The organism is Pseudomonas sp. 8(2025), assembly GCF_052665325.1.
The window spans coordinates 12,017-24,464 of sequence record NZ_JBQOIE010000011.1 but is presented as its reverse complement, the minus strand read 5'-3'; the positions used below and the strand labels follow the sequence as shown (position 1 = coordinate 24,464).

The following is a 12,448-nucleotide window of genomic DNA, read 5'->3' as shown; positions in this document are numbered from 1 at the left end:
GCCTTCTGCAGACCATGAGCCAAACCGAATCGCTAGACCAAGATCCTGTGTTCCAGTTAAAGGGCAGCATGCTCGCCATCACCGTGCTGGAACTGGCCCGCAACGACCTCGAAGGCCTCGATCGCCAACTGGCCGCGAAAGTCGCCCAGGCGCCGAACTTCTTCAGCAACGCCCCGCTGGTACTGGCCCTGGACAAGCTGCCTGCTGGCGAAGGCTCGGTGGATCTGCCCGGGCTGATGCGCGTCTGCCGCCAGCACGGCCTGCGGACCCTAGCGATCCGCGCCAGCCGCATCGAAGACATTGCCGCGGCGATTGCCGTCGACCTGCCGGTGCTGCCGCCTTCCGGCGCCCGGGAGCGGCCGCTGGAGCCACCGGAAAGTGAAATCAAGAAGCCGGAAAAACCGCCGGAACCCACCATCAAACCGACTCGCATCATCACCTCGCCCGTACGCGGTGGGCAGCAGATCTATGCCCAGGGTGGCGATCTGGTGGTGGTGTCCTCGGTCAGCCCCGGTGCGGAACTTCTCGCCGATGGCAATATCCATGTATACGGCCCCATGCGCGGTCGCGCCCTGGCCGGAGTCAAGGGTGACACCAAGGCGCGGATTTTCTGTCAGCAATTGAGCGCTGAACTGATCTCCATCGCAGGCCAGTACAAGGTTTCCGAGGACCTGCGACGCGACCCGCTGTGGGGCTCCGGAGTCCAGGTCAGCCTGTCGGGTGACGTGTTGAACATCACACGTCTTTAACGGATACTGCCGCATTTTCCAAGCATCTCTAAAACGTAGCGAAAACGGCTCAAACGAAGTAGGAAATTGGCAATCAGCAGTGTTTATCGACGATAAACCCTGCCGCTGACCGAGCTCCAGCCAAGGCTGTCCGACTGCAGTAGTTTTCAAGAGATGTTTTTCAGGGGCTAAAAGTCCTTTTTCCTTAGGGGTGAAACACCTTGGCCAAGATTCTCGTGGTTACATCCGGCAAGGGTGGTGTGGGTAAAACCACCACCAGCGCCGCTATCGGTACCGGCCTCGCTCTGCGCGGCCACAAAACAGTGATCGTCGACTTCGACGTCGGCCTGCGTAACCTCGACCTGATCATGGGCTGCGAGCGTCGCGTGGTGTATGACTTCGTCAACGTGGTCAACGGCGAAGCCAACCTGCAGCAAGCCCTGATCAAAGACAAGCGCCTGGAAAACCTCTACGTACTGGCCGCCAGCCAGACCCGCGACAAAGACGCGCTGACCCTGGAAGGCGTGGAAAAGGTCCTGATGGAACTCAAGGAAACCTTCGAGTTCGTGGTCTGCGACTCCCCGGCCGGTATCGAGAAAGGCGCGCACCTGGCCATGTACTTCGCCGACGAAGCGATTGTCGTGACCAACCCTGAAGTGTCTTCGGTGCGTGACTCCGACCGTATGCTCGGCCTGCTGGCCAGCAAATCCCGTCGCGCCGAAAAGGGCGAGGACGCGATCAAGGAACACCTGCTGTTGACCCGCTACAACCCGGAGCGTGTCAGCAATGGCGAAATGCTCGGTGTTGAAGACGTCAAAGAAATTCTGGCAGTGACCCTGCTCGGCGTCATTCCGGAATCCCAGGCAGTGCTCAAGGCTTCCAACCAGGGCGTGCCGGTGATTCTCGACGACCAGAGTGATGCTGGCCAGGCCTACAGCGATGCGGTTGACCGCCTGCTGGGCAAAACCGTGGAGCACCGGTTCCTTGATGTCGAGAAGAAGGGATTCTTCGAGCGCCTGTTTGGAGGTAGATAATGAATCTTTTTGACTTCTTTCGTGCCAGCAAAAAGGTCAGCACCGCGTCGGTAGCGAAAGAGCGTCTACAGATCATCGTGGCGCATGAACGCGGCCAGCGCAGCACCCCTGATTACTTGCCCGCCTTGCAGAAGGAACTGGTGGAAGTGATCCGCAAGTACGTCAATATCGGGTCCGACGACGTGCACGTCGCTCTGGAAAACCAGGGCAGCTGCTCGATCCTGGAACTCAATATCACCCTGCCTGATCGCTGATTGATCCGACGGGAGCCACGGCGGCTCGCGGGCCTCATGCATTGCATCGAGGTCGGCGAGCCGCCGTTGGCGTTTGTTACGAGGCTGTTTCAATGCCGTTGTCGAATATCCACATCCTGCATCAGGACGCCGCCGTCCTGGTGGTGAACAAACCCACCCTGCTGCTCTCCGTCCCCGGCCGCGCCGACGACAACAAGGATTGCCTGATTACCCGCCTGCAGGAAAACGGCTACCCGGAAGCCCGCATCGTCCACCGCCTGGACTGGGAAACCTCGGGGATCATTCTGCTGGCTCGGGACGCAGACACTCATCGCGAACTGTCCCGACAGTTTCATGACCGCGAAACGGAAAAAGCCTACACCGCACTCTGCTGGGGCCAGCCGGAACTGGACAGCGGCAGCATTGACCTGCCCCTGCGCTACGACCCGCCCACCAAGCCCCGGCACGTGGTGGACCACGAATTCGGCAAGCATGCCCTGACCTTCTGGCGCGTCCTGGAACGCTGCGGCGATTGGTGCCGGGTCGAATTGACCCCCATCACCGGCCGCTCCCATCAGTTGCGGGTACACATGCTGTCCATCGGCCACCCGCTGCTGGGCGATGGCCTGTACGCCCATCCCCAGGCGCTGGCGGCCTGGCCACGCCTGTGCCTGCACGCCAGCATGCTCAGCTTCACCCACCCCCAGACCGGCGAGCGCCTGCGCTTCGACTGCCCCGCGCCGTTCTGAGCGCACGCCGCCCAAGCCGGCTTGCGGGCAAAGGCCGCCCCAGCGGCCCTTGTTCGCCGGCAAGCCGGCTCCTACAAGGCACTCCTATACGTTAAACTCGCGCCACTGCTGTCTGGAGCTACTTATGCGCGAAGAGTTGAACCAAGGCCTGATCGACTTTCTCAAGGCCTCCCCTACCCCTTTCCATGCCACTGCCAGCCTCGTTCAACGCCTGGAAGCGGCGGGTTACCAGCGCCTCGACGAGCGCGAGCCATGGACCACCGAAGCCAACGGCCGCTACTACGTCACCCGTAACGACTCCTCCATCGTCGCCTTCAAACTGGGCCGGCATTCGCCACTGCAAGGCGGCATCCGCCTGGTAGGCGCCCACACCGACAGCCCCTGCCTGCGGGTCAAGCCCCAGCCGGAACTGCAACGCCAGGGCTTCTGGCAACTGGGCGTCGAAGTCTATGGCGGCGCATTGCTGGCTCCGTGGTTCGACCGCGACCTGTCCCTGGCCGGCCGCGTGACCTTCCGCCGCGACGGCAAGGTGGAAAGCCAGCTGATCGACTTCAAGGCACCGATCGCGATCATTCCCAACCTGGCCATTCACCTCAACCGTGAAGCCAACCAGGGCTGGGCAATCAACGCGCAGAACGAACTACCACCGATCCTGGCCCAGTTCGCCGGTGACGAGCGGGTGGATTTCCGCGCGGTGCTGACCGACCAACTGGCCCGCGAGCATGGTTTGAACGCCGACGTGGTGCTGGACTACGAACTGAGCTTCTACGACACCCAGAGCGCTGCGGTGATAGGCCTGCACGGTGACTTCATCGCCGGCGCACGCCTGGACAACCTGCTGTCCTGCTACGCCGGGCTGCAGGCCCTGCTCACCGCCGACAGCGATGAAACCTGCGTGCTGGTGTGCAACGACCACGAAGAAGTCGGCTCCTGCTCGGCCTGCGGCGCCGACGGCCCGATGCTCGAACAGACCCTGCGCCGCCTGTTGCCCGAAGGTGACGAATTCGTCCGTACCATTCAGAAGTCGCTGCTGATCTCCGCAGACAACGCCCACGGCGTGCACCCCAACTATGCCGACAAGCACGACGCCAACCACGGGCCGAAGCTCAATGCCGGCCCGGTGATCAAGGTCAACAGCAACCAGCGCTACGCCACCAACAGCGAAACCGCCGGCTTCTTCCGCCACCTGTGCATGGCCGAAGAAGTGCCGGTACAGAGCTTCGTGGTGCGCAGCGACATGGGTTGCGGCTCGACCATAGGCCCGATCACCGCCAGCCATCTGGGGGTACGCACTGTGGACATCGGCCTGCCGACCTTCGCCATGCACTCGATCCGCGAGCTCTGTGGCAGCCATGACCTGGCTCATCTGGTGAAAGTGCTGAGCGCCTTCTACGCTAGCCACGAACTGCCATGAGGCAGAGGGCGGGCGCGTGGACACACGCCCGCCTGTTTCTGATGCACATCAACCCGGGCCGCGACAAAGCGACCTAGACTTACAGTTACTCCTCCTGACAAGGCTGTCGCCATGATCTCGATGTCTTCGTTCCACTCCATGCTCATCCCCATTCTCACGGGCATGATCCTGCTGGCCATCGGCTTCAACTTCCGGGACAAGAACCTCGGTGTGTTCAGCATGTGGATCGGCATGCTGCTGATTCTCGGCACCGTGGTCTACAAGATCCTGGCCAAGCTCGCGGAATAAATGCAGCACTCACCCTCGCATTGAATTTGGCGGCCTCGTACACTCGGTCGATCCATTTTCCCCGAGGTTGACCGCCCAGTGTTCGCTCGTCTTTTTGCCCTGCCCTGCTATGTGCTCGTCTGCCTGCTGACCCTGCTGCCCCTGGGGAGCGCCCAGGCGGTGGGCTTGCCTGGCTTGCTGGGCAACCAGACCAAGGCGCAGCCCCAGGCTGAGGAACCCCTGGGGCAATCCCTGGACGAGGTGATCAAGTCCCTGGAGAACGACCAGCAACGGACCAAGCTGCTGGCGGACCTGAAGAAACTGCGGGATGCCACGAAAAAAGCCCAGCCCACGCCAGAAGAAGGCGTACTGGGCCTGATCGGCGGCACCCTGTCGAACCTGGAAAAGCAATTCTCCGGGGCCGACAGCCCGGTTACCCGCTGGTCCGACGAGTTCGACCTGGCCAAGGAAGAACTCTCGGCACTGATGCTGCCAGCCAGCCAGTGGCTGCCGATCATCTTTGCCTTTGCCCTGATCCTCATGGTCTGGAGCCTGCTGGCAGCAGCGCTGATCTGGCTCAGCCACCGGGTGCGCCTGCGCTTCGGCCTGACCGAAGACCTGCCCCAGCACCCCAAGACCTGGGACCTGCTGCGCTTTGCCCTGCGCAAGCTCGGCCCCTGGCTGATCGCCCTGTTGATCACGGTCTACATGACCTACTCCCTGCCCTCTTCCCTGGGCAAGGACCTGGCCATGGTCCTGGCCTACGCCCTGGTGGTCGGCACCTGTTTCTCGGCGATCTGCGTGGTGGCGTTCTCCGTACTCGATGGCCCGCACCGCCATCGCGCCCTGTACATCCTGCGGCGCCAGGCCTTCCGCCCGCTGTGGTGGATCGGCAGCTTCGCCGCCTTTGGCGAGGCCCTGAGCGACCCACGCATGGTGGCCAGCCTGGGCCAGCACCTGGCCCATACCGCGGCGACCTTCGCCAATGTCATGGCGGCGCTGTCCACCGGCGTGTTCATCCTGCGTTTCCGCCGCCCCATCGCCCACCTGATCCGCAATCAGCCACTGTCACGGCGCCTGACCCGCCGGGCCCTGAGCGACACCATCGAGATCATCGGCACCTTCTGGTACCTGCCGGCCCTGGTGCTGGTAGGTATCTCGCTGTTCGCCACCTTCGTTTCCGCCGGCGACACCAGCACCGCCCTGCGCCAGTCGTTGCTGTGCACGGTACTGCTGGTGCTGTGCATGGTGATCAACGGCCTGGTACGCCGCCATGCCCTCAAGCCCCAGCGCGGGCACAAACGCCATGCGCTGTACTCCGAGCGGCTGAAAAGCTTCTTCTACACCCTGGCTCACCTGGCGGTCTGGCTGGCATTCATCGAGCTCGGCCTGCGGGTCTGGGGCATGTCGCTGATCCGCTTCACCGAAGGCGATGGCCATGAAGTCAGCGTCAAGCTGTTCAGCCTCGGCGGCACCCTGATCTTTGCGTGGCTGATCTGGATTCTCAGCGATACCGCGGTGCATCACGCCCTGACCCGCTCGCGCAAGGGCCTGGCCAACGCGCGCGCGCAAACCATGATGCCGCTGATCCGCAACGTGCTGTTCGTGGCGATCTTCATCATTGCCACCATCGTTGCCCTGGCGAACATGGGCATGAACGTCACGCCGCTGCTGGCCGGTGCCGGTGTCATCGGCCTGGCCATCGGTTTCGGCGCCCAGTCCCTGGTGGCGGACTTGATCACCGGCCTGTTCATCATCATCGAGGACTCCCTGGCCATCGACGACTACGTCGATGTCGGCGGCCACCTGGGCACCGTCGAGGGCCTGACTATCCGTACCGTGCGCCTGCGGGACATCGACGGCATCGTGCACACCATCCCGTTCAGCGAAATCAAGAGCATCAAGAACTACTCCCGGGAGTTCGGCTACGCGATCTTCCGCGTGGCGATCCCGTACAACATGGAAATCGACGACGCAATCAAGCTGATGCGCGATGTCGGCCAGAAGATGCGCACCGACCCCCTGCAGCGCCGCAATATCTGGTCGCCGCTGGAAATCCAGGGGGTGGAGAGTTTCGAGTCCGGCAGCGCCATCCTCCGGGCCCGTTTCAAGACCGCACCGATCAAGCAGTGGGAAGTATCCCGGGCGTTCAACCTGTCCCTCAAGCGTCACCTCGACGAAGCCGGGCTGGACCTGGCTACGCCGCGCATGAGCATCCAGGTGATCACCGCAGGCGGCGGCGCGGAAAAGGAGTGATCCTGTAGGAGCCGGCTTGCCGGCTAACGACACTGGTGCCTAAAGAACGTCAACACCGACATGAATCGCGTCATGGCGCCAGAACTCCAGGTCGCAATCGATCAGCCGCTCGTGCTGGTCATAGTTCACCCGGGCAATCCGCAGCCCCGGGCTGCCCACCGAAACCTTCAAGGCCGCCGCCGCTTCCGGCTGCAGTGAGGTGGGCACGATTTCAAAGCGCACCCGTCCGTAGTGCAGGTCGTAATGCCGGGCATAGAGTTCAGTGATCGACTGGTTCAGGTCCAGATCGAGAATCTTCGGAAAATACTTGGGGTTCAGGTAGTGCTCGACATACAGCACCAGCCGCTCATCGATGCGTCGTGCGCGGCAGATCTGGATCACGCTGGACAGTGCCGGCAATTGCAGCCAGGCGCAGACCGCCGCCGATGCCGGTTGCAGGCGCGCGGAAATCACCTCGGTGGAGGGCACCCGCCCCTGGGCGCTGACCATGGCGTGGAAGTGGCTGCGCTGCATCAGGTTGTAGGCCAGGCGCGGCGGCGAAACAAACCAGCCACGACGCTCTTCACGGTAGATCTGGCCCTGGGCCTCCAGTTGCAGCAGGGCCTCGCGCACAGTGATGCGGGTGGTGGCGAACAGCTCGCTGAGCTTGCGTTCGGCCGGCAGCTTGCTACCGGGCGCCAACAGCCCGTGGGCGATCTGCTCCTGCAGGACCTGGCCGATGGCTGTCACCGCTTTGGTTGCATCAATACGCATCAACGTTACCTATCTGGACTAGACCAGCACTGTTTCAGGGCAGCGCAATGGCCGGGGCAGTGCTCTGCATCCGTGCCCAAAGCCTAGGCAATGCATATGACTGACAGATGACAAAGGCGCTCAGCGGGCCTGTCACCAACTTGCAAATTACCCGCCAGATCCTTGTTCTGCGGGCGTTTGGCCATGGTCTACGCTTATTTCGCAGCCTCGGACCTGCGCCTCAATCCATGCGTCGATCGTTGGCACCGACATCAAAGTGTCATCCAACCCGCCTAAATTGGCTCAGGTATTGCTGACCTAGACCAACCCACCGCAAGACTGTCGATAAAACGCAGCGTTGAACACGCCCAAAGGAGCTTCGGATGAAACAGCTTTTCCTGGCATCACTGTTAGGCTCGACCATTGCCCTGTGCACCGCCGCCATGGCTGCTGATAACGATTTGAAAACCCTGGAAGCCGCTGCGAAAGCAGAAGGCGCGGTCAACAGCGTCGGCATGCCCGATGACTGGGCCAACTGGAAAGGCACCTGGGAAGACCTGGCCAAGACCTACGGCCTCAAGCACATCGATACCGACATGAGCTCGGCCCAGGAGATCGCCAAGTTCGCCGCCGAGAAAGACAATGCCAGCGCCGATATCGGCGACGTTGGCGCAGCCTTCGGCCCGATCGCGGTCAAGCAGGGCGTGGCCCAGCCTTACAAGCCGAGCACCTGGGCCCAGGTCCCGGACTGGGCCAAGGACAAGGACGGCAACTGGGCACTGGCCTACACCGGCACCATCGCCTTCATCATCAACAAGAAGCTGCTGCACGGCTCCGAAGCGCCTAAGAGCTGGGCCGACCTGGAAAAGGGCAAGTACAAGGTTTCCATCGGTGACGTGAGCACCGCCGCCCAGGCCGCCAACGGCGTACTGGCCGCCGCCATTGCCAAGGGTGGTGACGAGAAGAACATCCAGCCGGCGCTGCTGATGTTCGCCGAGATCGCCAAGCAGGGGCGCCTGTCCCTGGCCAACCCGACCATCGCCACCATGGAAAAGGGTGAAGTGGAAGTGGGCGTGGTCTGGGACTTCAACGGCCTAAGCTACCGCAACAAGATGGTCAACAAGGACGACTACATCGTGCTGATCCCGTCGGACGGCTCGGTGATCTCCGGCTACACCACCATCATCAACAAGTACGCCAAGCATCCCAACGCCGCCAAGCTGACCCGCGAGTACATCTTCAGCGACGCCGGCCAGACCAACCTGGCCCGCGGCAATGCGCGGCCGATCCGTGCCGAGCACCTGACCCTGCCAGCGGACGTACAGGCCAACCTGCTGCCCAACGAGCAGTACAAGCACGTAACACCGATCAAGGACGCCGATGCCTGGGAGAAAACCTCCAAGGGCCTGCCGCAGAAGTGGCAGGAAGAAGTGATCATCAACATGCAGTAAGGCTGCATCCCTGTAGGAGCCGGCTTGCCGGCGAATGGCTCAAAGGCGCTGCACAGACAAGCGCACACAGGCCACTCGCCGACAAGCTGGCGCCTGCACACCCGATCCCGGAGCCCTCCACCTCATGAAGCACAACGTCATCCTTGTGGTGCTCGACGGCCTCAACCACGAAGTTGCCCGACACGCCATGGGGCACCTGCAAGCCTACGTCGGTGCTGGCCGCGCCGCCCTGTACAAACTGCAATGCGAACTACCTGCCCTCTCCCGCCCGCTGTACGAATGCATACTCACCGGCGTGCGGCCGATCGACAGCGGTATCGTGCACAACCAGGTCTCGCGCCTGTCCAACCAGCGCAGCCTGTTCCACTACGCCCGCGAGGCCGGCCTGAGCACTGCCGCCGCGGCCTATCACTGGGTCAGCGAGCTGTACAACCGTTCGCCCTTCAACGCCCCGCAAGACCGGCACACCGCAAACCCTGAACTGCCGATCCAGTACGGCCACTTCTACTGGAGCGATCATTACCCCGATTCCCATCTGTTCGCCGACGCCGAGGACCTGCGCCTGCGCCATCAGCCCAACCTGCTGCTGGTGCATCCGATGAACATCGACGACGCCGGACACAAGCATGGCCTGGACAGTTCGCAGTACCGCAACAGCGCGCGCTCGGCGGACATCATTCTCGCCGACTACCTGCAAGGCTGGCTCGACGCCGGCTACCAGGTGCTGGTGACGGCCGACCACGGCATGAACAACGACCGCTCGCACAATGGCCTGCTGGCCGAGGAGCGAGAGGTCCCGCTGTTCGTTCTCGGCGACGCTTTCAGCCTCGACCCCGCTGCCGCGCCGAAACAGACCGAACTGTGCGGCACCGTCTGCCAATTGCTGGGCGCGCCCCATGACAAACCTTTCTGCCGGGAGCTGTTGAAGTGAATTCAGTCACCCGTGGCAAATGGCTGGCGGCCCTGTGCCTGGTGCCCTTCGCCCTGTTCTTCATCGTGTTCCAGATTGCCCCCCTGGTGTGGGTGCTGATCAACAGCCTGCAATCGGAAGAGTTCGGCTGGGGCCTGGCCAACTTCACCAGGATCTTCAGCTCGAAGTTCTACCTGCAGGCCATCCAGTACAGCCTGGAGATCAGTTTCTGGTCCAGCGTGTTCGGCATCATCATCGCGGTGCTGGGCAGCTACTCGCTGCGCCGGGTGGATTCGCGCCTGCGCAACTTCGTCAATGCCTTCGCCAACATGACCAGCAACTTCGCCGGGGTGCCCCTGGCTTTCGCCTTCATCATCCTGCTGGGCTTCAACGGCACCATCACCATCATGCTCAAGCAGTCGGGGATCATTCAGGACTTCAACCTGTACTCCAAGACCGGGTTGATCATTCTCTACACCTACTTCCAGATCCCCCTTGGCGTGCTGCTGCTCTACCCGGCCTTCGACGCCCTGCGCGAGGACTGGCGTGAATCCGCCGCCTTGCTGGGGGCCAACGGCTGGCAGTTCTGGCGGCATATCGGCCTGCCGGTGCTGACCCCGGCGCTGCTGGGCACCTTCGTCATCCTGCTGGCCAACGCCCTGGGCGCCTACGCCACGGTCTACGCGCTGACCACCGGCAACTTCAACGTCCTGCCGATCCGCATCGCCGCCATGGTCTCCGGGGACATCTCCCTGGATCCGAACATGGCCAGCGCCCTGGCCGTGGTGCTGGTGGCGCTGATGACCCTGGTGACCATCGTCCATCAACTGCTGTTGAAGAGGAGCTACCATGTCTCGCGCTGAACCCGGCTCCGCCGCGCTCTACCACCGAGTGATGGTCTACCTGCTGTTTGCCATCCTTCTGCTGCCGCTGCTGGGGACCTTCGTCTACTCGATTGCCAGCAGCTGGTCGGCGACCATCCTGCCCAGCGGCTTCACCTTCAAGTGGTACCTGCAGCTGTGGAGCGACCCACGTTTTCTCAATGCCTTCGGCCAGTCATTGCTGGTCTGCGTGGGTGCGCTGGTGCTTTCAGTGGTGCTGATCCTGCCGCTGCTGTTCGTGGTGCACTACCACTTCCCCAAGCTCGATGCGCTGATGAACATCCTGATCCTGCTGCCCTTCGCGGTGCCGCCGGTGGTGTCCTCGGTGGGCCTGCTGCAACTCTATGGTTCGGGGCCCTTCGCCATGGTCGGCACGCCCTGGATCCTCATCGGCTGCTACTTCACCGTGGCATTGCCGTTCATGTACCGGGCCATCACCAACAACTTGCAGGCGATCAACCTGCGGGACCTGATGGACGCGGCCCAACTGCTGGGCGCCAGTACCTGGCAGGCGGCCTTCCTGGTGGTCCTGCCGAACCTGCGCAAGGGCCTGATGGTGGCGCTGCTGCTGTCCTTCTCGTTCCTGTTCGGCGAGTTCGTGTTCGCCAACATCCTGGTGGGCACCCGCTATGAAACCCTGCAGGTCTACCTGAACAACATGCGTAACAGCAGCGGCCACTTCACCAGCGCCCTGGTGATTTCCTACTTCTTCTTCGTGCTGCTTCTGACCTGGGCCGCCAACATCTTGAACAAGGACAAAAGCCAATGAGCTTCGTCAGCGTCCAACACCTGCAAAAGAACTATGCGGGCACCACGGTATTCAGCGACATCAATTGCGAAATCCGCAAGGGCGAGTTCGTTACCCTGCTCGGCCCTTCCGGCTGCGGCAAGTCGACCCTGCTGCGTTGCATCGCCGGCCTGACCCCGGTGGACGGCGGCAAGATCCTCCTCGACGGCCAGGACATCGTGCCCCTGAGCCCGCAGAAACGCGGGATCGGCATGGTGTTCCAGAGCTACGCGCTGTTTCCCAACATGACCGTGGAACAGAACGTGGCCTTTGGCCTGCGCATGCAGAAGGTCGGCACCGAAGACAGCCGCAAGCGGGTCCAGGAAGCCTTGCAACTGGTGGAGCTCAACGACTTCGCCAGCCGCTACCCGCACCAGCTGTCCGGTGGCCAGTGCCAGCGCGTGGCCCTGGCCCGCTCCCTGGTGACCCGCCCGCGCCTGCTGTTGCTGGACGAACCGCTGTCGGCCCTGGATGCACGGATCCGCAAGCACTTGCGCGAACAGATCCGCAACATCCAGCGGGAACTGGGCCTGACGACGATCTTCGTCACCCACGACCAGGAAGAAGCCCTGACCATGTCCGACCGGATCTTCCTGATGAACCAGGGCAGGATCGTCCAGAGCGGCGATGCCGAAACCCTCTACACCGCCCCGGTGGACGCCTTCGCCGCGGGCTTTATCGGCAACTACAACCTGCTGGATGCCGACAGCGCCAGCAAGCTGCTGCAGCGGCCGGTCAGCGGCCGCATCGCCATCCGCCCGGAAGCCATCGAACTGCGCAAGGAAGGCCCACTGGATGCGCTGGTACGCAGCCACAGCCTGCTGGGCAACGTGATCCGCTATCGGGTCGAGGCCCGAGGCGTGGAGCTGGTGGTGGATGTACTCAACCGCTCGGCCGATGATCTGCACGCCGACGGCCAGCGTCTGGCATTGAGCATCGATCCGACAGCCCTGTGTGAGGTAGCCTGATGGCATTCACGCAATTGATCCTGAAGAGAGAGCGGCAC

13 protein-coding genes are annotated in these 12,448 nt (G+C 62.5%); 12 read left to right on the top strand and 1 reads right to left on the bottom strand.

Going from position 1 to position 12,448, the window contains the following annotated elements; translation table 11 throughout:
* Positions 1–14: 14 nt before the first annotated feature.
* From minC to ACUXVH_RS20545, 7 genes are all read left to right on the top strand, one after another.
* Positions 15–749, top strand: a complete 735-nt coding sequence (gene minC, locus ACUXVH_RS20575) for a septum site-determining protein MinC (RefSeq protein ID WP_011062649.1) — start codon at positions 15–17, stop codon at positions 747–749.
* Positions 750–949: 200 nt separating this feature from the next.
* Positions 950–1,762, top strand: a complete 813-nt coding sequence (minD, locus tag ACUXVH_RS20570) for a septum site-determining protein MinD (protein ID WP_011062650.1) — start codon at positions 950–952, stop codon at positions 1,760–1,762.
* On the top strand, positions 1,762–2,016 hold the full coding sequence (gene minE, locus ACUXVH_RS20565; protein WP_007898843.1) for a cell division topological specificity factor MinE: 255 nt from the start codon (positions 1,762–1,764) through the stop codon (positions 2,014–2,016). The genes minD and minE overlap by 1 nt, the downstream gene beginning before the upstream one ends.
* Positions 2,017–2,108: 92 nt before the next feature.
* On the top strand, positions 2,109–2,744 hold the full coding sequence (locus ACUXVH_RS20560; protein ID WP_041119453.1) for an RluA family pseudouridine synthase: 636 nt from the start codon (positions 2,109–2,111) through the stop codon (positions 2,742–2,744).
* A gap of 124 nt (positions 2,745–2,868) precedes the next feature.
* Positions 2,869–4,158: a M18 family aminopeptidase gene (locus tag ACUXVH_RS20555; protein WP_041119454.1), complete on the top strand. Its 1,290-nt coding sequence runs from the start codon at positions 2,869–2,871 to the stop codon at positions 4,156–4,158.
* Positions 4,159–4,269: 111 nt separating this feature from the next.
* Positions 4,270–4,446 (top strand): hypothetical protein, encoded by a 177-nt coding sequence (locus tag ACUXVH_RS20550; protein WP_011062653.1) that lies wholly within the window; start codon positions 4,270–4,272, stop codon positions 4,444–4,446.
* Positions 4,447–4,524: 78 nt separating this feature from the next.
* Complete coding sequence (locus ACUXVH_RS20545) at positions 4,525–6,681, top strand: mechanosensitive ion channel family protein (RefSeq protein ID WP_015636611.1); 2,157 nt, start codon at positions 4,525–4,527, stop codon at positions 6,679–6,681.
* A gap of 39 nt (positions 6,682–6,720) precedes the next feature.
* Here ACUXVH_RS20545 and ACUXVH_RS20540 read toward each other — a convergent pair whose 3' ends face one another.
* Entirely contained in the window at positions 6,721–7,434 is a 714-nt protein-coding gene (locus ACUXVH_RS20540; protein WP_011062655.1) for a UTRA domain-containing protein, read from the bottom strand.
* Positions 7,435–7,796: 362 nt separating this feature from the next.
* On the opposite strand from ACUXVH_RS20540, the gene ACUXVH_RS20535 reads away from it, so the two are divergent.
* From ACUXVH_RS20535 to ACUXVH_RS20515, 5 genes are all read left to right on the top strand, one after another.
* Positions 7,797–8,864 carry an ABC transporter substrate-binding protein gene (locus ACUXVH_RS20535; RefSeq protein WP_015636612.1) on the top strand — a complete coding sequence of 356 codons (1,068 nt, stop codon included), beginning with the start codon at positions 7,797–7,799 and terminating at the stop codon, positions 8,862–8,864.
* 124 nt (positions 8,865–8,988) lie between these two features.
* Positions 8,989–9,795 carry an alkaline phosphatase family protein gene (locus ACUXVH_RS20530; protein ID WP_011062657.1) on the top strand — a complete coding sequence of 269 codons (807 nt, stop codon included), beginning with the start codon at positions 8,989–8,991 and terminating at the stop codon, positions 9,793–9,795.
* Positions 9,792–10,637, top strand: coding sequence for an ABC transporter permease (locus tag ACUXVH_RS20525; protein ID WP_011062658.1), 846 nt, complete (start codon positions 9,792–9,794; stop codon positions 10,635–10,637). The genes ACUXVH_RS20530 and ACUXVH_RS20525 overlap by 4 nt, the downstream gene beginning before the upstream one ends.
* The gene (locus ACUXVH_RS20520; RefSeq protein ID WP_011062659.1) at positions 10,624–11,424 is read left to right on the top strand and encodes an ABC transporter permease; all 801 of its coding nucleotides are present in this window, start codon (positions 10,624–10,626) and stop codon (positions 11,422–11,424) included. Before ACUXVH_RS20525 ends, ACUXVH_RS20520 begins: the two co-directional genes overlap by 14 nt.
* Positions 11,421–12,410: an ABC transporter ATP-binding protein gene (locus ACUXVH_RS20515; RefSeq protein ID WP_065365436.1), complete on the top strand. Its 990-nt coding sequence runs from the start codon at positions 11,421–11,423 to the stop codon at positions 12,408–12,410. Before ACUXVH_RS20520 ends, ACUXVH_RS20515 begins: the two co-directional genes overlap by 4 nt.
* The last annotated feature ends 38 nt before the right edge of the window (positions 12,411–12,448 follow it).